The following is a 24,214-nucleotide window of genomic DNA, read 5'->3' as shown; positions in this document are numbered from 1 at the left end:
GCCTGTAATCGCGCCCGGCCATGCGCCTGGCTGCTGGGACGGGGGGCCGGAGCGGAGCCTGCCCCGGCTCTCGGACCCGGTCGGCGTACGGTCACGTCCGCCCCACGACATCGCCCCGCGTTTCCCGCGGTGCGGCCACACCCGACGGAGAACCGATGCCACCGACCCGGACCATCCCGAGCGAACCGCCAGTACCGGCTGAGGCCGTCGCCCCGCTCATGCGCGGCATCACCGTTCTGCGCCGGCTGACCGACGCCGACGGGACACTCAGCTCCAGTGATCTGGAACGCGCCACCGGACTGGCCCGCTCCACCGTCGACCGGATCACGACGACCCTCGCCCGCATGGGATACGTCCGCCTCGACGGCCGGGACGTCACTCTCGCCCCGGGCCTGATGGAACTCGGCAACGCCTACCTGGACTCCATCCGCCTCCCGGCCCTGTTCCGGGAACGGGCGGACGCCCTCGCCGACGAACTCGACGAGTCGGTCTCCCTCGCGGTCCCCGACGGCGACGGCATCCGCTTCATCCACCAGGCCACCCGACGCCGCGCGATGTCCCTGAGCTTCCGCATGGGCGACCTGCTGCCCGCCGAGCGCACCGCACCCGGGGCGCTGTTCGCCGCCGGCTGGGGCCCGGCACGGTGGGCGGCCTGGCGGGAGCGGCGGGCGGCCGACCCGGACGGCCACCGCTTCCCGTCCCTGCCGCCGCGCCCGTCCCCGACGGAGGACGACTTCACCGCGAGGGTGGCAGCGGCGCGTGCGGATGACCGGGCACTGGATGACCAACTGATCGAAGCGGGCCTCGTCGCACTCGCGGTGCCGGTCCGCGCCCCCGGGGGCGACGTAGTCTGCGCACTCAGCGTCGTCAGCCACACCAGCCGTCACACCGCCGAGGGACTGGGCGACACGCTGCTGCCCCGGCTGCGCGCCGCCGCCGAGTCCATGGAGGACCGGCTGCGCACCGCGCCGCCCACCCGGCCCGCACCCGCCACCGGCGTACTCGCCGCCTGGACCGCCGCGTCCAAGCAGGAACTGGGCCGTGAGTTCATCGAGTCCCTCGCCCGCGGCCTGACCGTGTTCACCGCCTTCGGCGACGGCGGCGAGACCCTGACGCTCAGCGCCGTCGCGCAGGCCACCGGCCTCTCCCGGGCCTCCGCCCGCCGTGCCCTGATCACCCTCGAACACCTCGGGTATGTGGCGGTCGACGGCCGGGAACACCGGCTGACCCCGTGCGTCCTCGGCCTCGGTTACCCGCCGCTCTCGCGCACGACACTGTCCCGGATCGCCCAGCCCCACCTCGCGGCCCTGGCCGACCGCATCAAGGAATCGGCGTCGCTCGCCATCCTCGTGGACGACTCGGTGCAGTACGTGGCACGCTCCGCCTCCCGCCGCATCATGAGCGTCAACATCACCGTGGGCACCCGATTCCCCGCCTACGCGACGTCGTTGGGCCGTGTCCTGCTGGCCGACCTGACCCCCGTCGAACTCGACGCCGGTCTCGCCCGCACCGAACTCCGCCCCCTGGCGCCGCGCACCCTGACCCACCGCACCGAACTCGAAGCCGTCCTGGACCGGGTACGCACCCAGGGTTATGCCCTCGTGGACAAGGAACTGGAAGCGGGCCTCCGCTCGATCGCCGTGCCCGTCCGTGACCGCACGGGCGCGGCGGTCGCCTCCATCAACGTCGCGATGCACAGCAGCAGCCGCACGATCGAGGAGTGCGAGGAACAGATACTGCCCCGACTCCGCGACACGGCCCGGAAGATCGAGGCCGAACTCCACACGGCGGAACGCTTCACCAGGGTCGCCGTCGCCTGAGTCCCGGCTGTCCGCCCGGGCGGTGGGCCGGACGCGGCCAAGCACCCCCCAGGAAGTTCTGGCCTCCTACCTGTATCACTTCAGCGCGTGGGCCCACTCATGCACCTACGCGGGACCGCGCTCGACCGACGCGCGTGCCGTCGTCGGCCCGCCCGACTCGTGGGCCGAGCTGCCACGGCGTGACTACTGGAACTCCTGACGCCGAGGGCGGGGCGCGGACGGCGAGGCGCGGGGGAGGGTCATCCCAGGCCGTGACGGGGGTTGGCTGTACGGGAGCGCGTTGCCCCGTGGGCGTACATCGGTGGCGCGCGGATCACTCGCGTGTCAAAGTCGTACCAGATGCCGCCTCCGGACGACGGGAACAACTGGAGCGGAATCGACGAGATTTCCCTGGTCAGCCACACGGACGGAGTGCGCCGGCGTTCCCGGGCCGGGGCGTGCCGACGTCGTGGGATGCGTCCACGACGAGTTGGCCGAACATCGCGTAGATAAATTAGGTGACTGAGGCATCTAGTGGGCGAGAACCGGACTCCCCCCATCCTGTTTGCGAGGCCCGCCATGGCAGAGACCGAGACCGTCTCCTTCCCGCAGAACCGCACCTGCCCCTATCAGCCGCCGACGGCGTACCGGCCACAGCAGGACGGCCGACAGCCGCTGTCTCCTGTGTCTTCCGCCAGGCTCTTCGACGGCCGTCGCGTCTGGCTGGTGACCGGGCACGCCGAGGCGCGTGCGCTGCTGGTCGACGGGCGGTTGTCGGCCGACCGGGAGAACCCCGCGTTCCCGGTGCTCGCCGAGCGGATAGCCGGGAGCGCCAAGCGGCGCGTCGAACTGATCGGCGTCGACGATCCCGAGCACAACGCGCAGCGCCGGATGCTGATCCCCAGCTTCTCCGTGAAGCGGACCGCCGCACTGCGGCCCCGGATCCAGGAGACCGTGGACCGGCTTCTGGACGCCATGATCGAGCAGGGGCCGCCCACCGACCTGGTGAGCGCCTTCGCGCTGCCCGTTCCCTCCATGGTGATCTGCGCGCTTCTCGGTGTTCCGTACGCCGACCACGATTTCTTCGAGTCCCAGTCGCGCACGTTGCTGCGCGGGCCCGGGGCCGCCGATGTCGAGAAGGCGCGGGACGCGCTCGACGAGTACTTCCGGGCGCTGATCGAGCGCAAGCGGTCCGACCGGGGTGAGGGGCTGCTCGACGAGCTCATCACCCAGCAGCTCGACACCGGGGCCGTGAGCCGTGACGAACTGGTCCGGCTGGCCGAGATCCTGCTCGTCGCCGGTCATGAGACGACCGCGAACATGATCTCGCTGGGTACGTTCACCCTCCTTCAACACCCGGACCAGCTGGACCGGTTGCGCACGTCCGAGGAGCTGATGCCCACCGCTGTCGAGGAGTTGCTGCGCTTCCTGTCCATTGCCGACGGCATCTCACGGCTGGCGACGGAGGACATCGAGGTGGGTGGGGTGACCATACGGGCGGGTGAGGGCGTAGTGCTGTCGACTTCGGTGATCAACCGGGACGAAGCCGTGTACCCGGCGCCGGACGAACTCGACCTCGGCCGGCCGTCGCGTCACCACGTCGCCTTCGGCTTCGGGATCCATCAGTGCCTCGGCCAGAACCTTGCGCGGGCCGAGATGGAGATCGCGCTGCGCACCCTCTTCGACCGGTTGCCGGGGCTGCGGCTGGCGGCACCCGCCGACGAGATCCCGTTCAAGCCCGGCGACACGGTCCAGGGCATGCTCGAACTGCCCGTGGCGTGGTGACCGGAACCCTCCCGGAAAGGATGCAGTGGTGATGCGGATCAGTATCGACAGGGATGTGTGCATCGGTGCAGGCCAGTGTGCGCTGACCGCGCCCAAGGTCTTCACCCAGGACGACGACGGATTCAGTGAACTGCTGCCGGGGCACGAGGAGAGCGCCGCCGACCCGATGGTGAAGCAAGCTGTTCGCGTCTGCCCGGTGCAGGCGATCACGGTGGCGTAGCTTCCCTCGCTCGTCGCGTACGCACAGTACACATCGGCCGACGTGCCCGGCGTGCGCTGCTTCGCCGCAGCTCTCTCCCGCGCCGGACCTTTCGCGCAGGCCGGTGTGGCGCGAGAGGCACCGGGAGACCGCACGCGCGGGCTACTCGAACCGTGCGGTGTCCCCCGCCCCTCGGCGTACGATCTCCGGTTCGCCGCCGGAGAAGTCGATGACGGTGGTCGGCTCGGTGCCGCAGTCGCCCGAGTCGACCACGGCGTCCACCACATGGTCGAGCCGTTCCTTGATCTCCCAGCCCTGGGTCAGCGGCTCGTCCTCGTCGGGCAGGAGCAGGGTGCTGGAGAGCAGCGGCTCACCGAGGTCGGCGAGCAGGGCCTGAACGACGACATGGTCGGGAATCCGCACTCCTACCGTCTTCTTCTTCGGGTGCAGCAGCTGACGCGGCACCTCCTTCGTCGCCGGGAGGATGAAGGTGTAGCTGCCGGGCGTCGCGGCCTTGATCGCGCGGAACACATCGTTGTCGATGTGCACGAACTGACCCAGCTGCGCGAAGTTCTGGCACACGAGGGTGAAGTGGTGGCGGTCGTCCAGATTCCGGATCGACCGGATCCGGCTGATGCCGTCACGGCTGCCCAGCTGGCACCCCAGTGCGTAACAGGAGTCCGTCGGATACGCGACGAGCGCGCCGGATCGGATGCTGTCGGCCACGGTGCGGATGGTGCGCTGCTGTGGATTTTCGGGGTGCACGTCGAAATACTTCGCCATCCGCCGAGTCTAGGTGATCAGGACATCGCGCTCGGAACGACGAGGCCCGTCCGGCCCGAGCTCACTCCTTGACCGCGCCCGCGTTGGCGCCGCTGACGAAGTAGCGCTGGAAGCAGAAGAACAGCGCGGCCACCGGAATGGTGGACAGCAGGGCCGCAGCGAGCTTCAGCGGATACTGCGTTCCGCCGCCGAGCCCGCCCGAGACAAAGCGGGCCAGGCCCGTGGTGAGCGTCTCGTACTGGCCGGACTGCGTACTGACGAGGAAGTGCGTGAACTCGTTCCACGACCCCTGGAACGACAGGATCGTCAGGGTGATCAACGCCGGTCTGGCCATCGGCAGGACGACGGACCAGAAGATGCGGAACACACCCGCCCCGTCGACCCGTGCCGCCTCCTCGACCTCGCGCGGCACCGATTCGAAGAATTGTTTCATGATGAAGATGCCCGCCGCGTCCACCAGCAACGGCAGGATCATGCCGGTGTACGTGTCGAAGAGGCCGAAGGTGTTCAACACCAGGAACTTCGGGATGAGCAGGGCCACACCGGGCACCGCCATCACCGCGAGCACAAAGCCGAACAGCACCGAGCGGCCCCGGAAACGCAGCCGCGCCAGCGCGTATCCCGCCATGGAGTCGAACAGCACCCGGCCGGCCGTCACCAGCACCGCGATCAGAGCCGAGTTGCCCAGCCAGCGCAGGAAGGGAACCCCGTCCGCGGCCTGGCTCAGCCCGAACAGCCGCTGGTAGGCCGCCGTGGTCGGAGTGGTGGGCAGCAGGGTCAGCGGGTGCGCGGCTGCGTCCGGGTCCGTCTTGAAGCCCGTCACCAACTGGAGGACGAACGGGAGCAGATAGAGCAGACCCAGCCCGAGCACCGCGGTATACCCCACCAGCCGCCACGGCAGGCGGAATCGGCTCAGGACGGGACGTCCCAGGTCGTGCGGGGCGCGACGAGTCCGGTCGTGTACGGCCGTAGTGGCGACGGTCATCGGTTCCTCCCGGTACGTACGCCCCGCTCCCGCAGCGCCCAGCGCTGAAACGCGGTCAGGACGAGGATCAGGGCGAGCAGGATGAAGGCGATCGCCGAGCCCTGCCCGAAGTCCCCGTTTTCGAAGCCCGACGAGTACGACAGGAAGGCGGGCGTGAGCGTCGTATTGCCCGGAGCGCCCTGGCCCATCACATACACCTGGTCGAACACCTGCCAGGTGGAGATCAGCCCGAGCGTCAGAACCAGGAACAGCACGGGACGCAGGGCGGGCAGCGTCACATGCCACAGCATCTGACGGCGGTTGACCCCTTCCATCGCGGCGGACTCCTCCAGTTCCCGCGGGATGTTCTGGAGCGCCGCGAGGAAGATCAGCATGAAGGTGCCGGAGGTCGTCCATACGGCTAGCAGGATGAGCGTGCACATGGCGACCGAGGGGCCCGAGAGCCACTCGAACCACGACAGCCCCAGCGCGGAGTGATCTGCCAGCATGCCGGTGGGGTGTTCGGGATCGACGATTCCCAGACCTCCAAGGATCAGGGAGAGCACCCCGCGCGGGTCCGCGAACCAGTTCGGTCCCTCGACCCCGATCCAGGACAGCATGGAGTTGACGGCTCCGCTGCCCTGGAAGAGGAAGAGGAAGACCGTGGAGACGGCGATGGAGCTGGTGACCGACGGGAAGAAGAACGTCGTACGGAGTGCGCCGCGTCCCCGCAGGAGTTTCTGATTGACGATCAGGGCCAGACCCAGTGCCAGCATGGTCTGCAGGGGGACGGTCAGCAGGACGTAGTAGAGGTTGTTGCGCAGGGACGTCGCGAAGAGGGTGCGGTCGAGCCCGTCCTGCGTGAGCAGCGACCGATAGTTGTCCAGGCCGACGAAATCGGCCTGACCGGAGAACGGGTTGGACTGTCCGTCCCAGTGCAGCAGGCTCACCCACAGCGCCATCAGGATGGGAAGAGCCATGAACAGGCCGAGGACGAGCACCATGGGGCTGACGAACAGCCAGCCCCAGGCGCCCTCCCCGCGAAGACCCGCGCGCCGGGCGCGGGCCTTCGCGGTCGTGCCGGTTTCGCCGGGTGCGCTGTCAGGTGCGCCGGGCGAGCCGGTCGTGCGGGGGAAACCGCTCACGCGCATCGTGCGGATGGGCATGGGGCTCAGTTGCCCTTCGCGATCGCCTGTTCGCCGTTGCGCTGAAGGTCGGCGAGGATCTTCTTCGGGTCGGCGGTGCGCAGCGACTGCAGATCGGTGTTGAACTGGCTCAGGACCTTGTCGAAGCCGGCGATCGTCACCGGGCCCTGTGCGTAGGCGCTGCCATCCACCCAGGCCTTGGCGGCCGGCTGCTTCTCGGCGTACGTCTTGAGCGCGCTCGTCCGCGACGGCATGACACCGAACGCGTCCGCGAATGCGAGCTGCTGCTGCGCGGAGGCCAGGTACTTCACGAGGTCGACTCCCGCGTCGCGGTGCGCGCTGTCGGCGGCGACGCCCCAGCAGTTGCTGAAGGCGAGGGTGCCCTGGCCGGCCGGCCCCGCGGGCAGCGGCGCGACGGCGTACTTCACATCGGGGTAGTCGAGCTTCATGCCGCCTTCGAGCCAGTTGCCCTCGATGGTCATCGCGGCCTTGCCCTTGCCGAGCGCCTCGCCGCCCCAGCTGGTGTCCACCTGCTTGGCGAACTTCATCGAGCCCGACTTGAGCAGGGACTGGACGAATTCGAGCCCCTTGGCGTTCTCCGGGGTGTCGGCGGTCATCTTCTTCTGGTCCGGGTCGGTGAGCCAGCCGCCCGCCTGCTTCATGAAGACGCCGAGCCGCTGGTACTCGTCGCTGGTGACCAGACCGGTGACGCCGTTGCCGGTGAGCTTGTCCGCGACGGTCTTCAGCTCCGCCCAGCTCTTCGGATAGTCCTTCTCCGTCAGTCCGGCCTTCTTCCAGAGGTCGGTGTTGATGGCGAGGCCGAGGGTGGAGGTGTCCTTCGGCAGACAGACCAGTTTCCCGTCGTACGAGAACGAGGTACGCAGTTGCTGGGAGAAGTCGTCGGCGTCGGATATCCGGTCCCCGTACGGGTACAGCGAGCCGCCCTTCGCGTAGTTCGCGAACTGGTCGGAGTTGACGTAGAAGACGTCCGGCGGCTTGTGCCCGGCGAAGGACTGGGCAAGCTGCTGGTTCATGTCCTTGGCGACCTCGACGGAGACCGAGTTCCCCGACTTCTTCGTGTACGCGGCGGCGGCAGCCTTGACCGCCTGGGTCTCGGCGTCCCCCGAGGTGGCGATCAGTACCGTCATTTTCTGGTTGGCCGACTTGTCCTGCTCCGGCTTCTTGTCGCTGCCGAAGTTGGACGAGCAGCCGGTGGCGGCCAGGAGCGCCGCGCAGGTGGCGAGGGCGGCGACGGCCGTACGGGTTCCCATGAGTTCCTCCAGGGGATAAGGCTTGCGGCTCAGCTGCCCGGAAAGGGCGCGCTGTGAATCGGTGGCCCGTGGAACGGGCGCGGGGGTGGTTCGGAGAAGCTCTCAGTCGTCCGACTCGGACGTGCTGTCACGCACGACGAGAGACGGTTCGAGCAGGACGCGTTCGGGCGGAGCGCCGACCTCCGACATCCGGGCCAGCAGAAGCCGGACGCATTCGCGGCCGACGGCCTCCAGCGGCTGGGCGACGGTGGAGAGTCCGGGGGACAGGAGCGCGGCCGTGGGGGAGTCGTCGAAGCCGATGACCGCGACATCCTTGCCCGGCACGGCTCGGCGCTCGCGCAGGGCGTGATAGCAGCCCAGCGCGAGCATGTCGCTGGCGGCGATCACGGCCGTCGCACCCGCGTCGAGCAGCGGTCCGACAGCGGCCTGTGCGGAGGCGATGTCATCGACGCTCCGTGCCCGTCTGTTGCGTAGCGACAGGTGGTGGCGCCGCATGGCGCGCTGCCAGCCCATGGCTCGGTCGTCGCCGACCCCGGAGCCGCGCGGCCAGCCGAGGAACGCGATCCTGCGATGTCCCAGGCCGATCAGGTGCTCGACTGCGGCGTCCGTGCCCGAGGCACCGTCGACATCGACCCAGTCGCCGATCTGCCGGCCGGACCACATCCGGCCGAAGGCCACGAACGGCACACCGCGCTTCTCCAGCCAGGCCTGGCGCCGGTCGCCCCGGTCGGTGCCGCTCAGCACGAAACCGTCCACGCTGTGCAGGTCGAGGAGTTCCTCGTACCCATCGAGGCCGGCACTGCCGGGGGGTGAGGCGAAGAGCAGGATCCGGTAGCCGGCCTCGTCGGCGGTCTGGGACAGGGCATGCAGGAACCGGTCCATGACCGGCGCCGAGGTGCCGGGGGCGGTGGGACGGATGCCGTACCCGATGAGCTTGCTGGAGCGGGTGCGCAGGGTCTGCGCCGCTCGATGCGGGCGGTAGCCCAGCTCGTCGATGGTGCGCAGGACTCGGTCCAGGGTCTCCGGACGCAGCAGTTCGGGCGAGTTGAGCGCGTTCGACACCGTCTGCGGAGACACTCCGGCCCGCCGAGCGACCGTGGCCAGGGTTACCGAAGCGGCCTTGGTCGCGGGGGTGTTGGGGGAGCGTGGCATGAGGGTCTCCGGAACCGGTTGTGCGAATGGACGAGTTCATTGGAGCGTTCCAAAACCGTTGTCAACGCCCTGAGGTCGTCGTTAGGGTTCTTGGAACGCTCCAATGCCTGAGAGGTTCTGCTCTGTTGGACACCACTGTCAAGACCCACGACATAACAAACTCCGAGACGGGGGCAGGCCCGTCGGCCGAAGGCCTCCAGCCGTTCCTGCACGACGCCTGTGTGACGCTGTGCGCCCCGAGCTTCGCGATCTCGCGCGCGGACGGACAGATCGACGGTGCCGCCGACGGCTTCTACCACGGCGACAGCAGAGCACTTGCCCGGCTGACCGTCGCGGCGGACGGAGTCGCGATAGCACCCGTGCGCGGGGCCCTCGAAGGGGCGGATCGGGCGGCCTTCCGCGGTGTGCTGCGCGGCCTCGGCGAGGACACGCCGGACCCGGCGGTCACCTTGCACCGGCGCCGCCGCGTCACCCCCGGGCACCTGGCAGAGACCCTGGAAGTCGGCAACGCCGGGCGGCAGCACGTCCGTGTCCGGCTCGTCGTCACTGCCGGGACGGACCTTGCCCCGATCGAGAGCGTCAAGTCCGGGCATGCGCAGAGCCCGGTCGCCGCCGGCGCCACCGGGGGCGGACTCGCCTGGTCCCGGGACGCCTTCGCCGTACACCTCACCAGTTCCCCGGAGCCCGCGGCCGTCGACCCGGCCGCCGGACGGCTGGAGTACGAGATCGAACTGGCCCCCGGAGCCTCATGGACCGCGGTACTGCACTGCGACGCGGCACATGAGGACGGCGACCAGTTCCCAGCGCCCGCTGCCGGCAGCCTGCCCTGGCGCACGCCGCGACTGCGCAGCGCCGACCGGCGCTTCGACCACTGGCTGAGCCAGTCGGTCGCCGACCTCGACCGACTGCGCCTGACCGACCCGGAGAAGCCCGCCGACCAGTTCCTGGCCGCCGGGGCCCCGTGGTTCCTCACCCTCTTCGGCCGCGACTCCTTGTGGGCGGCCCGCATGTTGCTGCCGCTGGGCACCGATCTCGCCGCCGGTACCCTGCGCACCCTGGCCCGCAGACAAGGCACGAAGTCCGACCAGGACACCGAGGAGCAACCGGGCAAGATCCTGCACGAAATGCGCCGCGCCACCCAGAACTTCAACGACACGTTCTCCCTGCCGCCCTGCTACTACGGCACGGTCGACGCCACCCCGCTCTGGATCACCCTGCTGCACGACTCCTGGCGTTGGGGACTCGCGTCCGAGCAGGTCGAACAGCTCCTGCCGCACGCGGAGTCCGCCCTCGCCTGGATGCGCGACCAGGGCGACGCGGACGGGGACGGGTTTCTGAAGTACATCGACCACACCGGCCGGGGCCTGGCCAACCAGGGCTGGAAGGATTCGGGCGACTCCATCCGCTATCGCGACGGAGGCATCGCCGCTTCCCCGATCGCGCTCTGCGAGGTCCAGGCGTACGCGTACGAGGCGGCCCGCGGCGGCGCGGACCTGCTGCGCGCCTTCGGCCGCCCCGGCGCGGACCGGTGGGAGGAGTGGGCCGAGCGGCTCCGTGGCCGTTTCCGCAGCCACTTCTGGGTGGAGGACGAGCGGGGACCGTACCCGGCCGTGGCGCTCGACGGGCACAGGAAGCCGGTGGACTCGGTCACCTCGGGCTTCGGTCATCTGCTGGGCACGGGCCTGCTCGATCACGAGGAGAGCGCCCTGCTGGCCGCCAGGCTCAGCGCGCCCGACCTCGACTCGGGTCATGGTCTGCGGACCCTGAGCAGCGACTCCGTGGCCTACAACCCGTACGGCTACCACATCGGTTCCATCTGGCCGCACGACACGGCCATCGCCGTGCACGGCCTGGTCAGGGCCGGGTTCCCGGAAGCGGCCGCGTCCCTGTCGGAGGGACTGCTGAGCGCATCGGCGGCCTTCGACGGCAGACTTCCCGAACTGTTCGCCGGTCATGGAGCGGCGACCGATGCCCGGCCCTCGCCCTATCCCGCGTCGTGCCGCCCGCAGGCCTGGGCGGCGGCCTCGTCCGTCATGATCCTCCAGTCGGTGCTGGGACTCTCCGCCGATGTCCCCGGCGGAACGCTCACGGTCGCGCCCGGGTTCGCGGAGGCATACCGACCGCTGAAGGCCGAGGGGCTCGACATCGCGGGCGGGCGACTGGACATCTCCGTCGACGCCGACGGTACGGCGCACGTCGAGGCACCGAAGGGCCTGGTGGTGAGGAGGCAGCACCTGACACCCCGCTGACGCGGGCCTACGGGGGAGGGCGGTGGCAACGGCCGTACGAAAGGATCGGCACAAGCGGTTCGGCTTCCGGCCCGCGCGCGGGGGCGGGCCGGCCGAGGACGCCGGTGCCTCGCTTCCACGTCGGCGCACCCGTCCCGGTGCACACGGCTCACCCCTTGGCGCGCGTGGACTCGCTTGCCCGGCGCAGCGCCTGACGGACCGACCAGAGGACTGATACGAGCGGTACTGCCACCACCGCTCCGAGCACCCCCGCCGCGATGGCGCCGCCGATCACCGCGAGTGCGACCACCACCGGGTGCAGACGGACGGCCCAGCCCATCACGAGCGGGTGCAGAAGATGGCCCTCGATCTGGCCGATGACCACGATCAGAGCGATGACGACGGCCGCCACGATCGGGCCTTTCGCTGCCAGAGCCACCACGGCGGCGACTGCGAGGGCGATCGGTGAGCCGATCAACGGAATGAAGGCGGCGAAGAACTCCAGCAGCGCCAGGGGAAGGGCCAGCGGCACGCCGAGTGCGAACAGGGCCAGTCCGACGAGTACCGCGTTGGTCGCGGCCACCAGGACGATGCCGTGTGTGTACCCGGTGAACGTCCGCCACGCAGCGCGGCCCACGATCGTCACCCGGGCCCGGACCGTCTCCGGAAGCTGGTCGCAGAACCAGTCCCACTGCCGGTCGCCCGAGTGAATGAAGAAGACCGAGCAGAACAATGCGAGAACGAACACCGTCACCACCTCCACCAGCCGGCCCACGCCAATGAGGGCCGTGCTGATAAGGGTGGAGCGATGGCTGGACAGGTATTGCCCGATCCGGGACTGGATGTCGTCGAGCGTCTTGGGGTTCAGCCGGAACGGTGGCCCCTCCAGCCAGTGCTCGATCCTGACCAGGCCGTCGCCGAACTCTCGCTCCAGCCCGGCGAGTTCTCCGGCGACCACCTCGCCGACGAGGGTCAGAACGCCGAGGACGAGGGCGATACTGCCGAGAAGGGCCACAGCGACAGCGAGTGGCCGCGGCACCAGACGGGAGAGGAGATCCGCCACCGGGCGCAACAACGCGGTGCCGACCAGGCCGAGGAAGACGGCTACCGCCAACTCGTGGAACCGCCCCAGCGCCGAGAAGACCGCGTACACGACGGCTCCCACGACGAGGATCCGCCAGGCGTAGGCAGCGGTCGTCTGCAGCGTGGGGTTCACGCGTGGCCCCTGCCGGGGACCGGGTGGCGCCTGTCGCGCGCCCGGGTTCCGGCCCGCGGGGCCGGTCATGCCGCGCAGCGCCCGGCGAGACGCGGCGCGGATCCGGTGCCGCCGTCCTGCGGACGGCACGCCGGGGTCCGTGTTGTCGGGCTGCGGATGCGAGGGCCTGGGCATTCCCTGCTGGTACCAGCAGGGGCCGCGTCCTCCCGGGCTCCCGCGGCGACATGCGCGGGAAGTCACCCTACGGGCGGAGCCACCGGCCATCCACCCGGCACTCTCGTTTCTGACGGACTTGTCGATCCAGCTGCCGCCGGAGTTCCGGATGTCGGCCTCTGCACACGCATGCGAGGAGAGCGTATGGACTCGGCCGCTACCGATCGCCGACGGGAATCCGCACGACGACCCGAGCGCCTGGGTGGCCGTTCTCGATGTGGGCGCTGCCATGGTGGGCGGTGACGATGTCGCGGACGATGGCCAGCCCCAGGCCGCTGCCGCCCGTGTCCCGTGCGCGGGCGTGGTCGAGTCGAGTGAAGCGCTCGAAGACGCGTTGCCGGTCGGCGGCAGGGATGCCGGGCCCGTCGTCGGTTACGACCAGGTTTGCGGTGCCGTCCAGGACGTGAAGGCGGATGTCGATGCGGGTGGCGGCATATCGAAGGGCGTTGTCCAGCAGGTTCCGTACCACGCGGGCGAGAGCATCCCTGTCGCCGTGGACGCGTGCGGCGCTGACGGCGTGCTGGTCGATGATGAGAGAAGTGCGCTGGCGGGCCTCGCCCACCTCGGTGAATACGATCTCGTCCAGGTCGACCGGGCGTTTGCGCAGCCGCGGACGGGCATCGAGGCGGGCCAGCTGTACAAGATCGTCGACGAGCCGGGAAAGCCGTTCGGTCTCCTCGAGCAGGGTGGGGGCGAGCGATCGCCAGTCAGCGGCGTCGGGATGGCTGACTGCGACCTCCAGGCGTGTGTGCAACGTGCTCAGAGGGCTGCGCAGTTCGTGGGCGGCGTCGGCGACGAAACCGCGCTGCCGCCGGGTCGTGGCCTCCAGGCGGGCGAGCAAGTCGTTGAAGGTCTTCGCGAGCCGGCCCAGAGCGTCCTCGGCGGGGGGCACGTCGAGTCGGCGCCCCAGATCCGAGGCGGTGATCTCGGCGGTCTGGGTTCGCAGGGAGTCCACGGGGCGCAGCGCGCGCCCGGTGAGCAGCCATACGACGCCGGTGAGCAGGGCCACGGTCGATGGCACGGTGGTGGCGAGGCCGAACGTCAGCTTGGCCAGGCCATGGTCGATGTCTTCCGTGGACATGGCGACGTACACGGTCATCGGGTCGTGACGGGTACCGGCCGGGACGGCCACAGCACGCCAGGTACTGCTGTCGCCCACTGTGATGTCGTGGACAGCGCGGGCGTGCGGGGTACCGGATCCGTTCGGTGGGAAGTCGAACAGCCGGGGTCTGCTGCGCAGATTCGCCGAGCTGGCCCGCACTGCTCCTTTGGCGTCGACCACTTGGACAGCGGCGTCGCCGTGAAAAGTGTTGCGCAGTACGGTGTCGCGAGGTTCGGCCTGGAGGGTTGCTGCGACGACCTGGGCGTCCTGCAGGGCAGTCTGGTCGAGCTCGCTGATGAGACTCGAATGCAGCCACACAACGAGCAGCACAGCGGCACCGGCCAGTCCGAACGCGATCATGAGGGCAGCCGCAACGGTCAACCGCAGCCGCAGCGACCGGCGGGACCACCAAGCCCGGATGTCGACGCGCATCCGCTGCCCTCCTCAGCTCCGTAGCCGGTACCCCGCTCCGCGGACGGTCTCGATGGTCTGGCGGTCGAATGGGGCGTCGATCTTGCGCCGCAGGTAACCAATGTAGACCTCGACGATGTTCGTATCGCCGTCGAAGTTCTCGTCCCACACGTGCGTGAGGATCTCTGTCTTGCTGACCACTTGGCCGGCACGCCGGAGCAGGAATTCCAGGAGGGTGAACTCCCGTGCGGTCAGGTCGATCTCATGGCTCCCGCGACGGCACCGCCGACGGGCGGGGTCCAGGCTCAGGTCGTTGGCCGTGAGCACCGCGGGCCGGGGTGGTGCTCCTCGGCGCAGCAGCGCCCGCAAATGGGCCACGAGCACCACGTACGAGAACGGCTTGCTCAGGAAGTCGTCGGCGCCGAGGTCCAGGGCGTCCGCCTCGTCGTACTCCCCGTCCTTCGCCGTGAGCATCAGCACAGGGGTCCACACGTTCGCTGCCCGCATCCGCTTGAGGACCTCGTACCCGGACAGGCCGGGCAGCATGATGTCCAGCACGATGACGTCGTGAGGCTCGTGGAGGGCCCGCCAGAGCCCGTCCACACCGTCATATGCGGTTTCGGCGACGAAGCCCTCCGAGGCGAGTCCGTCGGCGATCGCGGCGGCAAGTCCGCGTTCGTCCTCGATGATCAGCATTCGCATGGCAGCCTCTCCAACCACCCTAGTGCCGCACCGCACGGACTGAGCCCTTTGAGGTATGCCTCCTTGCGTACCCACGACCGGGCGGCCGTGCGGGCCGCCGCACATCGGGCACCGTTCGCGGGTGAGGAGCACATCCCGGCGCGCGACGCCCGAGCAAGCCCCGAGGACTCGGCGTAGGAGCGTGTGCGCGCCCATGCACCTGCTGCGGTCGCACGCTCGGTGAAACGCAAGAGCCCGCCGCCTCTCGTCGGCGTCCAGGACGGACGGTGGCTCCTGGAATGCGTCCCGTCCGCCCGCCGTGACGAGCCACAGCCGCAGCGCCATCGTCGAATCGAGACCTGTCGGTGCGGGCACCGTGGTCATCTCTCCATCACCGCATTCACGAGATCCAGCGCCAGGTCCCGGGTGTGGTGGACCGGGAGGCGGTTGTCGGTGTACCAGTCGTCGCCGGCCTCCGGGTGCGGTCCGGTGACCCCCACGCGGCCGGCGCCGAACCGGGTGACGACCGCGGCGATCGCGCCGTTGGCGTAGGTGGCCAGGACAGTCGCGTCCGCGTCTGCATCGAGCGCGAAGTGCGGTCCGTCCTGGAAAAAGACGGTGCGGGGCTGCCCGCGCCACACCACCTCGACCAGCGTGTTGCCGGTGTCGTGGACTGTGCACCCCGATGAGCGGATGTACTGGTCGGTGTCGCCGGGCAGCAGAGCGAATCCCGGGGTGGCACCTGCCAGATAGGCGCCCAGGCAGAAGCCCAGGTAGCGTCCGCCGCCATGGACGAAGCCACGGATCGCGTCACGTTGCCGCCTCAGTTTCCGGTAGGCGGGCCTGAGCGACGGGCCACCCGGCTGGGCATACACAACGGCCCTGGACAGCGATCCGGCCGACAACTTCAGGGCCTCGCGCGGACCGGCGAAGCGGACGTCCAGTTCCCACGGGCCGGCGGCGAGCAGGTCCGCGACGGCCTCCGGGCAACCGGGCAGCGATGCCGGTCCCCGGTAGACGAGCGCGAGCGGGCGGGGTCCGGGCTTCTCGGCCGGAATCATGTCTTCCTCCTCACCGCCAGTGGTCATGCGTCGGGCACCGCAGTCGACGGCGATCCGTTCCCCCGAACCGGTCGGGGACGGCTCGTCACTCCTTCGGCGGGGAGCCCTCGCCAGCTCGTCCCCGGCGGCAGGTGTTCCCCCTTCATGACCAGGGACAACGCCCCGAGCCCGACACGCTCGCCCACCACCGCGTCGTACAGCACGATGGCCCGGGTGCCGATATCCGCACCGGACCGAACAGTCACCTTCGACATCTTCATTACACGGTCTTCGAACAAATGTGTCTGCAGTGAGACGTTCATGCCGACCGCGGCGTCGTCGCCCACCTCCACCAGGTCGAATTCGGTGAGAAAGGTGGTGCCGATCCAGGTACGCCGGCCGATATGGGCACCGAACATTCGGAGTACCGCCGGCAGGAACGGTGTCCCGATCAGCGCACCCACCCCCGCCGGGACCGCGGCCGCCTCGAAAAGGCCGGTGATGAACTCCGTACGCCGTACGAACAAACTCCACAGCGGCTCGACACGCGGCCGGTACCTTCCGATGACGGCAAGCTTGGCCACCACGCAGTATGCGATGACCGCGAACGCCGCGCCGATGGCCAGGAAGGGCGACACCAGCACCAGGGCCAGCGGTCCAGCGCCACGGGCAAGGTCGGACAGTGCCAGCAGGTACAGGTAGGCACTCGTCGCCAGTACCGACGCGGGCATGGTGACACGGAAGAACTCGATGCTCAGACGAGCGAGCACCGCCCTGCGGGTAGGTCGGTACGTCAGCTCCTCAGGGTACGAACCGCTGCTCTGGCGCACCGGCAGCCGCAACGCGGGGGAGCCGAGCCACGTAGTCCCCTCGGGCACACCGTCGGGCGGCGGGATCGTACCCACGCCGACCAGGGAGCTCGCGCCCAGCTCCGTGCCGGCCGCCACCAGCGCCGCATTACCGACGAACGCGCGGCTGCCCACCGTGGTGGGTCCCATGGCCACCTGGCCGGCCGCGAAGATGGCGGAGCCGACGCTCGCCAGGTCCGCGACGAAGCTTCTCTCTTCGAGGGTCAGCAGGCCCGGCTCGACGTGCGAGGTGGTGGAAACCTCGGCACCCCGGCCCACGCGCGCGCCGAGCAGCCGCAGCCACGGCACGGTATAGAGGGTGGCGTAGAGGGTGTTGGTGAAAGTGAGGCTGTACTCCAGCAGCTTGTCCACGAGCCACTTGCGCACGCCGAACGAGGAGAGCGCCGAGTGGATGCCCACGGGTGCCCCAGGCCGGACCATGCGCCTGCCGACGGCCACCACCAAACACACCGTACCCACGAAGACCGGGCCGGACAGTGCGGTGGCAATCAGCCCCGAGCCCGCACCCCACCGCAGCCATGCGAACCAGAACAACGCGACGCTGGGCAGGACCGTCAGCAGCGGAGCCAGTTCCAAGAACACCAGGCCGAGCAGCGCCGCGGACAGATGTCGCGGCCGCCAGTGATCCGCAACGCCGCGTGTACGCAGCATCGTCTCGACGACCGGAGCGAGAGCCTCGACCCGGCGCGCCGGTGATCCGGCCCAGCGCGTTCCAGCAGCCATCGACTCGTCCTGTCCGATCACGGACTGCTCACCGAGCCCGGACCCCGGCCCCATGCACGCGCCGGGTTCAAGCACCGCGTTGGCACCGACGAAGGCCCGCTCGCCAACCGTGATCGGCGCGACGGTGACCCATCCGTCCGCGACCCTCCAGGGTCGAAGTGAAACGTTATAGCCGACCGCCGCGTCGCTGCCGATCCTCAGCAGAGCCGGCAGACCGATCACGCCGGTAGCGATCGTGGTGCGGGCTCCGACGCGTGCACCGAGCAGCCGCAGGTAGGGAGCCATCATGGGAGAGCCGCTGAGTACCCGCAACGGGCTGATCTCCAGCAGCAGGTTCAGCGCCCACAGGCGCAGATAGGTCAGCCCCCACACAGGGTAGCGGCCGGGTGCGATGCGCTTCTTCAGCAGGCGCGCCAGGGCGAGAGGAAGGATCCAGCGCACCGCCAGGTAACCGGCCCCGGCGGCGATCGTCGGCTGCACGACCTCCCCGCCGGAGATCTGGCCGTGGTGTGCGGCGTATGAGACGGCCATGGGCAGCGTGAAGAGAAGGAGCACAACGTAGATGGCCCCTGCCTGGGCCAGTCCGGCGAGCGCGATCCGGCCGCGGCTGTGACGGATGAACGAGCGCGGCGGGCTGCTGCCCATGGTGGCCGCCGAGGCGCGCATCCGCTCTGCGAACCCTTGCACTGTCGGGTGCTCGTACAGGTCACGCAGAGTCGGCCCGGTTCCGCCGTCGCGGCCGCGCAACAGCGATACGACCTGGGCAGCGAGCAACGAGTGGCCGCCGAGGTCGGTGAAGAAGTCCGCCTCGGCCGACAACTCGTCGGGAGCGAGGCCGAGCACCTGTGCCCAGGTGTCCCGCACCCGCGTCTCCGACTCACCACGGGCGGGCACCACGCGGCCGATCCCCATGAGTCGGCGGCCGGTCGGAACGGGTAGCAGCCGACGGTCGACCTTGCCGCTCGGCATGGCAGGAAGGCGGTCGAGGATGTCCAGGAACGACGGCACCATGTAGGCGGGCAGAGTGCGTCGCAGGTGCTCGTGCAGGCGGCCGGCGAGGTCGCTGTCGGACGGTGCGTCCGGCCCGGGAGAGTCTGTGGCGCGTACGACGTAGGCGGCGAGCACCTTGCCGCTCCCGGTCCCGCTGTGCCCGGCCGGATCCAGGTCGTCCACGGTCTGCGGAGTCGTGCCCGTGTCCGGCGCCGCGACGAGCGCGGTGACCGCTTGAACTACGCCGGGGTCCTCCAGCAGCACGTTGTCGATCTCATCGAGCGCCACCCTGTATCCCCGGATCTTCACCTCGGCGTCGGCCCGGCCCAGGTACTCGATCTCCCCGTCGTCGGTCATCCGGCCCAGGTCCCCGGTGCGGTAGAGCCGACCGCTCCGGGGATCCAGCGGGTGCTCGATGAAACGGTCGGCGGTCAGATCCGGCCGGCCCACGTATCCGCGGGCCAGGCCGGGACCGCCCAGGCATATCTCGCCGGCCGAACCGTGGGGCACGGGCCGCCGCTGTTCGTCGAGAAGCACCACCGAGTACGTCGGCAGAGGCCGTCCGATCGTGACGGGCCGGTTCGCACGCATTTCCTGCCAGGTCGCCGTGACGGTGGCCTCTGTCGGTCCGTACGTGTTGAGGATGCGGCGTCCCGGCCTGCTCCACCGGTCGACGAGCCTCTGCGGGCACGCCTCGCCGCCCACGACGACACAGCGGACCCGCGGCAGCTCGCGCGGGATCGTCGCCAGCAGCGTCGGCACGCAGTACAGCACCGTGACGCGATGCGTCTCCAGGAAGTCGGCGAGCTCGTCGCCGAGCCGCGCGGGGCCGCTCGGCCCGGCGACGAGCGTCGCGCCTGCCGTCCAGGTCGGCCAGATCTCCTCCAGGGAGAAGTCGAACGAGATGGTCATGCCCTGGAATACCCGGTCATCGGAGCCTACGGCGTAGACGGGAGTCACGACACCGAGGAAGTTGCAAATGCTTGATTGGGCGATCTCCACGCCCTTGGGCCTGCCGCTGGAGCCCGAGGTGTACATGATGTACGCGGTGGGATCGCTCTCGTACCGGCCCGCGGCGGACGTGTCGGCAGGAGGCCGCGTCGTGGGAAGACAAGCGAGTTCACTCGCCCAGGCGTCGGTCCGGATCACCCGGCACGCCCCCGGCTCCTCCGTCTCCGCATTCCCGGTGCACGGCATCAAATCGTCCGTGGTCAGCAGGGCATCGGCGCCTGCGTCGCCCAGGATGTACGCGATGCGTTCGGGTGGGGACGCGGGGTCGAGCGGCACGAACGCCGCCCCGGCCTTGCACACGCCCAGGAGCGACACGTACATCCCGACAGACCGCGGGAGCAGGACAGCCACGCGAGTACCCGTACCGACGCCCACACGGCGCAGGTAGTGAGCCACCTGGTTGGCGCGTGCGTCGAGATCGGCGTACGTCAGATGCTGCTCATCGCATTCCAGGGCGACGGCCGACGGTGTGCGGTCACAGGCGCGTTGAAAGAAGTGGTGCAGCCGACGGGCCGTGTTTGTCGCGCTCGGGTCGGTGAAGCCTGCAGCCGGAACGACAGGCGGGTCCACGGTGTGCGAGGCCATGAGGAAACCTCCTCCTCAGCTCGGACCCGGCGGTCCGGGAACGTTTCCAGCGTGTACGGCGGCGGCTGAGAGGAGGCTGAGACAGACCCTCACCTGATCGGTCCGTGCGACGCGTGAACAGGCCCGCAGGATCAGGGCGGGCGAGACACTGCGCGAGCAGGCGTCCTTCGACGGCTGTCTGGCACAGCGATCGGCCGAACCGTCGTACACCTTCCGGCAGCATCTCCGGCGTACCGGTGGGGCCATCGAGGAGTAGGCCCGGTTCAGGGGACCTCGCGGACCGGTCCGTGGGCGCGCCGGCGGCCGCACCCGGGTGACGGGGTTCCGGCCACCGGCGCTTACGGGCAGAGCTGGGGAAATGGTGTCCCGGCAGGGGCCCCGCGGCGGGTCACATCGTGCGGTCGACGAGGAACGGGAGAAGCGTGACGATTTCACCGAGTGCGGCCGGGGCCAGCGGGACGTCTTCCAGGCTGCGCCGAGCGCTGTCGAGGTGCTGATGCGCCTCGGCCAGTGTCGCCGAACGCCCACCGGCTTCCTCGACGAGATCGGCCGCCCGCCGCGCGGTGGTGCCGTCGAGCGGACCGCCGGTGCCGAGCAGTGCTGCGAGGCGACGGGCAGCGGGGTGGTCCGTGGCCAGGGCCGCGAGGACGGGGTACGTCTTCTTCAGCCGGCGCAGATCACTGTGGACGGGCTTGCCCGTGACCTGCGGATCTCCCCAGATGCCCAGGAGGTCGTCCACGGACTGGAATGCCACCCCGAGGTGCCGGCCGGCCGTGGCGAGGGCGTCGACGGTCGTGGCAGGGGCTCCGGCGAGCACCCCGCCCAGGCCCGCCGCGCAGCCGAGGAGCGCCCCGGTCTTGTGCTCGGCCATCCACCGGTACTCGTGCGGCCGCACCGCTTCGGGCCCGGTCCAGGGCCGGGACTCGAAGAGCAGGTCCTCGGCCTGACCGCGGACCAGGTCGGTCAGCGTGCCGACGAGATGTCGAACCGCTGCCGCACTGTGCACGCCGGGAGCGTCGGCCAGCGTCTCTACGGCCAGGGCGAAGAGCGCGTCGCCCGCGAGGATCGTGGGGCCGGTCCCGTACACCTTCCATGCAGTCGCGCGCTGTCTGCGGGTCTCGTCGCCGTCCATGATGTCGTCGTGCAGGAGGGAGAAGACATGGATCAGCTCGACGGCGACGGCGCCGACGACGGCATCCTCCGCAGGGGCGCCTGCGGCCTCGGCGCCGAGGAGCGTGAGGGCCTGACGCACCCCTTTGCCCTGTGAGCCCGTGACGGGGCCGCCGTTCGCCGTGCCCCACCCGAGGGAGAACGCGGCCATCTCCGCGTGCCACGGGTGCAGACGCTGCACGGCCTGTGCGAGCGCCGGGCGTACGAGGTCGCGGCAGCGGGCGAGAATCTGCGGTGCCGTGGCCCGCTGAGTTACGGGCGGTGGTGTCATCGTCGTCCGCTTTCCTTGTCAGCCGCGCCACCGACCGGTGCCACGCCGAGTTCGGCGTACGCCTTGTCCACCATGTCCCGGGCGTTGAGCAGGCCGATCCGGCTGAGAGTGCGGTGCAGCTCGTCCAGATCGGCGGCGGTCTCGTTCAGGTCGCGGCCGAGCCGGGCGAGCGACTTGACGAGACCGAGCCGGGCCAGCGCCTCACCCCGGGGTTCGGCCATGGCGCGGAACTCGGCGAGCGCTTCCTCGTAGACCTGGCGCGCCTCCTCGTAACGGCCGGCGCGGAAGAGCACGTTGGCGCGCATCTTGTGGTTGTAGGCGAGCGCACTGGACAACTTCATCTCACGGCAGGTGAGTTCGGCTTCCGTGAGCAGGGCCAGGGCACGCTCCGGATTGTCGTCCCGCAGGGAAATGATGTCGGCCATGCCGCGCAGGGCCCACGCCCGGCCCCGCCGGTCGTCCGCGTTGCCGGCCAGCTCGGCGGCCTCCTCGAACATGGCCAGGGCACTGTCGAGCGATCCGGTGTTGCGGTGAATCTGCGCGATTCCCTCCAGCGCCCACACGGTGTGGCGCGCCTCGCCACGGGCGCGCGCCTCGGCGAGCAGTTGTTCGTGCAGGACCGCGACCTTCCGGTAGTCGCCCTGTATGCGCCCGGTCTCCGCGAGGCCGGCGAGGGAGTAGCCGCGGGCGACGATGTCCCCGCCGCGCTTCCCCATGTCGGCTGCCAGCCCCAACAGTCGGAAGGCTAGCCGGAGTTCACCGCGCTGCCGGGCAAGCGTCCCCCCGCTCCACAGTGCCCACGCCATCGCCCCCGGGTCACCGGCCGAGCGGGCGGCTCGGTAACTGGCCTTCCACGCCTGGTCGGCTTCCTTCACGTTGCCGAGTCTGCGATGTGCCTCGGCCACCGCGAGCCCGCAGCGCGCCACTTCGCGCTGCGAGCCGGAGAGCTCGGCCTCCCTCAAATGACGTACGCCTTCTGCCAGTACGTCAGTGAGAGAGGAGTTCACCGACATCTTGGTGAGGGCGCCTTGGTACTCGGGCGCCAGTGCCTTGCTGTGCATGGGAGCCTTTCGCGCGCGGCCGGGCGGCACCCGAGCGACTATACACTTGGCGTATACATGGAGTGCATAGTTGCCTGGTGATCTGACCCGGGCGCTCGTGGGGGGTCGGACGTGGCTTGTCACTTGCGGCGAACCGCCTTGCTGTGGATCAAGACGACAGTCGCGTGTCCGAGGTTGCTCCGCGATCCACGGAAGTCGGCATCGGAGGACTGCGGGGGCATCGGTTCCGGCCGGCGCTTCGCCGCTTGCTCGTTCCGGTATTACGTCGCCGTCCGGCCGAAGTTGCCCGAAAGCCGTTCACCACTGCGGCTCATCCCGCCCTCTCGTCCCCTGCGGGCGAAGACGCCGACGGGCCGGTTCAAGGGCGCCGATCAGGGATTCGTCGAGCCCTACCTCACAGGTGCGGCCGGCGCCTCACCGTGACCTCTGGTGAGCCGGTCGGTACAGAGGCCGGCGTCGACTGCACGGGCGCGCGGTGCGGGATTCCTCGTGAAGCGGCTCCGGCACCTTCTGGCTAAGCTCGACAAGGGGCCGAATGCCAGATTGATGGAGGCTCCATGACGACTGTCGAACCCCGCGATGTGGCCCCTCGCCTCGCCACCGGTGCGTTCATCCTGAATTCCGGCCTGGGCAAGCTGAAGGCGGACGAAGAGACGGCCCACGGCGTGCACGGCATGGCCTGTATCGCCTACCCGTTCCTCAAGAAGATGGAAGCCAAGCGATTCACCCGGCTGCTCGCGCTGACGGAGATCACGGTCGGCGGAGCCCTGCTCGCACCCTTCGTACCGACCCGTCTGGCCGGACTGGCGCTGACCGGGTTCTCCGGCGGCCTGCTCGGCCTCTACTTCCGGGTGCCGGGGATGCGGGAGCCCGGCAGCCTGCGGCCCACTCAGAACGGCATTCCGTTGGCCAAGGACGCCTGGATGCTGGGCATGGGACTCGGCTTCCTGGCTGCGGATGTCCGTTGGGCGGGCGTGGGCGCGTCCCGGTGTCCCTGGCGGCGATGCCGGGGCTGAGGGCAGCGTCCGACTCCGCGCGAGCGGGATGCACCGGTGCTGCCGGCCGAGGGAGCCATCGACCTGGAGACGGCCGACGTCCTCCGCTCGAGGACGGGCTCCGCATGGGCGAGAGCCCGGTGAGGCTCACCTCGGTCGCATTCTGACTACTCTGGGGGTGGGAAACCGCGCGACCGACGCCGGCCGCCCGGGACGCCGGGCCGATGAATGGCCCCCCGTCGCGGGAATTGTCACGGTAGGTAACCACCTTGAGTGCGGTGTCCCGGAAAGCCTGGTTCCGTGGCGGGGCCCGCTCCGCCCACAGATCCAAGGAGTGATCATGAGCGAGTCAGAGGAATACCGCGGTCGCATAAGGGAGATGCGGGCCAAGGCGAAGGACCTCAAGGACGCAGCCGAACGCACCTCCGACCCCAAGGAACGCCAGCGCCTGAAGGAGAAGGCCCGCAGGCTCGAAGCCGAGAGCGATCAGGTCAGCGGCATGGCGAGCGGGGACATCTACCCCATGGAGTAGTCGGCCCGTGGAGTGGTC

18 protein-coding genes are annotated in these 24,214 nt (G+C 69.7%); 6 read left to right on the top strand and 12 right to left on the bottom strand.

Annotation, left to right across the window (positions count from 1 at the left end):
• Positions 1–155: 155 nt before the first annotated feature.
• From ACZ7L9_RS13355 to ACZ7L9_RS13345, 3 genes are all read left to right on the top strand, one after another.
• Positions 156–1,820 (top strand): IclR family transcriptional regulator domain-containing protein, encoded by a 1,665-nt coding sequence (locus tag ACZ7L9_RS13355; RefSeq protein ID WP_471415028.1) that lies wholly within the window; start codon positions 156–158, stop codon positions 1,818–1,820.
• Between the two features lie 558 nt (positions 1,821–2,378).
• Positions 2,379–3,584: a cytochrome P450 gene (locus ACZ7L9_RS13350; RefSeq protein ID WP_471415026.1), complete on the top strand. Its 1,206-nt coding sequence runs from the start codon at positions 2,379–2,381 to the stop codon at positions 3,582–3,584.
• 31 nt (positions 3,585–3,615) lie between these two features.
• A complete protein-coding gene (locus ACZ7L9_RS13345) occupies positions 3,616–3,804 on the top strand; it encodes a ferredoxin (RefSeq protein ID WP_471415025.1) in 189 nt (62 codons plus the stop codon).
• A 141-nt stretch (positions 3,805–3,945) separates the two neighbouring features.
• Here ACZ7L9_RS13345 and ACZ7L9_RS13340 read toward each other — a convergent pair whose 3' ends face one another.
• The 5 genes from ACZ7L9_RS13340 to ACZ7L9_RS13320 form a co-directional block, all read right to left on the bottom strand.
• A complete protein-coding gene (locus ACZ7L9_RS13340; RefSeq protein ID WP_471415023.1) occupies positions 3,946–4,566 on the bottom strand; it encodes an L-threonylcarbamoyladenylate synthase in 621 nt (206 codons plus the stop codon).
• Positions 4,567–4,627: 61 nt separating this feature from the next.
• On the bottom strand, positions 4,628–5,551 hold the full coding sequence (locus tag ACZ7L9_RS13335) for a carbohydrate ABC transporter permease (protein WP_471415021.1): 924 nt from the start codon (positions 5,549–5,551) through the stop codon (positions 4,628–4,630).
• The gene (locus ACZ7L9_RS13330) at positions 5,548–6,696 is read right to left on the bottom strand and encodes a carbohydrate ABC transporter permease (RefSeq protein ID WP_471415020.1); all 1,149 of its coding nucleotides are present in this window, start codon (positions 6,694–6,696) and stop codon (positions 5,548–5,550) included. Before ACZ7L9_RS13330 ends, ACZ7L9_RS13335 begins: the two co-directional genes overlap by 4 nt.
• Positions 6,697–6,701: 5 nt before the next feature.
• Positions 6,702–7,946, bottom strand: a complete 1,245-nt coding sequence (locus ACZ7L9_RS13325) for a sugar ABC transporter substrate-binding protein (RefSeq protein WP_471415018.1) — start codon at positions 7,944–7,946, stop codon at positions 6,702–6,704.
• Positions 7,947–8,048: 102 nt separating this feature from the next.
• A complete protein-coding gene (locus ACZ7L9_RS13320; protein WP_471415016.1) occupies positions 8,049–9,098 on the bottom strand; it encodes a LacI family DNA-binding transcriptional regulator in 1,050 nt (349 codons plus the stop codon).
• Between the two features lie 125 nt (positions 9,099–9,223).
• Between ACZ7L9_RS13320 and ACZ7L9_RS13315 the strand changes: the two genes are divergently transcribed.
• Positions 9,224–11,347: an amylo-alpha-1,6-glucosidase gene (locus tag ACZ7L9_RS13315; RefSeq protein WP_471415014.1), complete on the top strand. Its 2,124-nt coding sequence runs from the start codon at positions 9,224–9,226 to the stop codon at positions 11,345–11,347.
• Between the two features lie 148 nt (positions 11,348–11,495).
• Here the strand turns inward: ACZ7L9_RS13315 and ACZ7L9_RS13310 are convergent, their stop codons facing one another.
• From ACZ7L9_RS13310 to ACZ7L9_RS13280, 7 genes are all read right to left on the bottom strand, one after another.
• Positions 11,496–12,611: an AI-2E family transporter gene (locus ACZ7L9_RS13310; protein WP_471415203.1), complete on the bottom strand. Its 1,116-nt coding sequence runs from the start codon at positions 12,609–12,611 to the stop codon at positions 11,496–11,498.
• Positions 12,612–12,912: 301 nt separating this feature from the next.
• Positions 12,913–14,289 (bottom strand): ATP-binding protein, encoded by a 1,377-nt coding sequence (locus ACZ7L9_RS13305; RefSeq protein ID WP_471415013.1) that lies wholly within the window; start codon positions 14,287–14,289, stop codon positions 12,913–12,915.
• Positions 14,290–14,301: 12 nt separating this feature from the next.
• Entirely contained in the window at positions 14,302–14,970 is a 669-nt protein-coding gene (locus ACZ7L9_RS13300) for a response regulator transcription factor (protein ID WP_471415011.1), read from the bottom strand.
• A 359-nt stretch (positions 14,971–15,329) separates the two neighbouring features.
• Positions 15,330–16,037 carry a BPL-N domain-containing protein gene (locus ACZ7L9_RS13295; RefSeq protein WP_471415010.1) on the bottom strand — a complete coding sequence of 236 codons (708 nt, stop codon included), beginning with the start codon at positions 16,035–16,037 and terminating at the stop codon, positions 15,330–15,332.
• Positions 16,034–20,167: a Pls/PosA family non-ribosomal peptide synthetase gene (locus tag ACZ7L9_RS13290; protein ID WP_471415009.1), complete on the bottom strand. Its 4,134-nt coding sequence runs from the start codon at positions 20,165–20,167 to the stop codon at positions 16,034–16,036. Before ACZ7L9_RS13290 ends, ACZ7L9_RS13295 begins: the two co-directional genes overlap by 4 nt.
• A gap of 388 nt (positions 20,168–20,555) precedes the next feature.
• Positions 20,556–21,608, bottom strand: coding sequence for a polyprenyl synthetase family protein (locus tag ACZ7L9_RS13285; RefSeq protein WP_471415008.1), 1,053 nt, complete (start codon positions 21,606–21,608; stop codon positions 20,556–20,558).
• Positions 21,605–22,669 (bottom strand): tetratricopeptide repeat protein, encoded by a 1,065-nt coding sequence (locus ACZ7L9_RS13280; RefSeq protein WP_471415007.1) that lies wholly within the window; start codon positions 22,667–22,669, stop codon positions 21,605–21,607. Before ACZ7L9_RS13280 ends, ACZ7L9_RS13285 begins: the two co-directional genes overlap by 4 nt.
• Positions 22,670–23,226: 557 nt before the next feature.
• Here ACZ7L9_RS13280 and ACZ7L9_RS13275 point away from each other — a divergent pair.
• Together ACZ7L9_RS13275 and ACZ7L9_RS13270 are read left to right on the top strand one after the other, a co-directional pair.
• Positions 23,227–23,685, top strand: coding sequence for a hypothetical protein (locus ACZ7L9_RS13275; RefSeq protein WP_471415005.1), 459 nt, complete (start codon positions 23,227–23,229; stop codon positions 23,683–23,685).
• A 319-nt stretch (positions 23,686–24,004) separates the two neighbouring features.
• Positions 24,005–24,196, top strand: a complete 192-nt coding sequence (locus tag ACZ7L9_RS13270) for a DUF6381 family protein (protein ID WP_471415004.1) — start codon at positions 24,005–24,007, stop codon at positions 24,194–24,196.
• The last annotated feature ends 18 nt before the right edge of the window (positions 24,197–24,214 follow it).

Source organism: Streptomyces sp. NPDC111516 (assembly GCF_055635345.1).
The sequence above is the reverse complement of the archived record's forward strand: the minus strand, read 5'-3'. Positions and strand labels throughout refer to the sequence as shown.

What these genes read in the sequence shown, in the direction of transcription:
- ACZ7L9_RS13340 (WP_471415023.1), bottom strand. Translation starts at nt 4,566, where the DNA reads ATGGCGAAGTATTTCGACGTGCACCCCGAAAATCCACAGCAGCGCACC.
- ACZ7L9_RS13330 (WP_471415020.1), bottom strand. Translation starts at nt 6,696, where the DNA reads ATGCCCATCCGCACGATGCGCGTGAGCGGTTTCCCCCGCACGACCGGC.
- ACZ7L9_RS13305 (WP_471415013.1), bottom strand. Translation starts at nt 14,289, where the DNA reads ATGCGCGTCGACATCCGGGCTTGGTGGTCCCGCCGGTCGCTGCGGCTG.
- ACZ7L9_RS13345 (WP_471415025.1), top strand. Translation starts at nt 3,616, where the DNA reads ATGCGGATCAGTATCGACAGGGATGTGTGCATCGGTGCAGGCCAGTGT.
- ACZ7L9_RS13325 (WP_471415018.1), bottom strand. Translation starts at nt 7,946, where the DNA reads ATGGGAACCCGTACGGCCGTCGCCGCCCTCGCCACCTGCGCGGCGCTC.
- ACZ7L9_RS13355 (WP_471415028.1), top strand. Translation starts at nt 156, where the DNA reads ATGCCACCGACCCGGACCATCCCGAGCGAACCGCCAGTACCGGCTGAG.
- ACZ7L9_RS13350 (WP_471415026.1), top strand. Translation starts at nt 2,379, where the DNA reads ATGGCAGAGACCGAGACCGTCTCCTTCCCGCAGAACCGCACCTGCCCC.
- ACZ7L9_RS13295 (WP_471415010.1), bottom strand. Translation starts at nt 16,037, where the DNA reads ATGACCACTGGCGGTGAGGAGGAAGACATGATTCCGGCCGAGAAGCCC.
- ACZ7L9_RS13270 (WP_471415004.1), top strand. Translation starts at nt 24,005, where the DNA reads ATGAGCGAGTCAGAGGAATACCGCGGTCGCATAAGGGAGATGCGGGCC.
- ACZ7L9_RS13300 (WP_471415011.1), bottom strand. Translation starts at nt 14,970, where the DNA reads ATGCGAATGCTGATCATCGAGGACGAACGCGGACTTGCCGCCGCGATC.
- ACZ7L9_RS13320 (WP_471415016.1), bottom strand. Translation starts at nt 9,098, where the DNA reads ATGCCACGCTCCCCCAACACCCCCGCGACCAAGGCCGCTTCGGTAACC.
- ACZ7L9_RS13335 (WP_471415021.1), bottom strand. Translation starts at nt 5,551, where the DNA reads ATGACCGTCGCCACTACGGCCGTACACGACCGGACTCGTCGCGCCCCG.
- ACZ7L9_RS13275 (WP_471415005.1), top strand. Translation starts at nt 23,227, where the DNA reads ATGACGACTGTCGAACCCCGCGATGTGGCCCCTCGCCTCGCCACCGGT.
- ACZ7L9_RS13280 (WP_471415007.1), bottom strand. Translation starts at nt 22,669, where the DNA reads ATGCACAGCAAGGCACTGGCGCCCGAGTACCAAGGCGCCCTCACCAAG.
- ACZ7L9_RS13285 (WP_471415008.1), bottom strand. Translation starts at nt 21,608, where the DNA reads ATGACACCACCGCCCGTAACTCAGCGGGCCACGGCACCGCAGATTCTC.
- ACZ7L9_RS13310 (WP_471415203.1), bottom strand. Translation starts at nt 12,611, where the DNA reads ATGACCGGCCCCGCGGGCCGGAACCCGGGCGCGCGACAGGCGCCACCC.
- ACZ7L9_RS13290 (WP_471415009.1), bottom strand. Translation starts at nt 20,167, where the DNA reads ATGGCCTCGCACACCGTGGACCCGCCTGTCGTTCCGGCTGCAGGCTTC.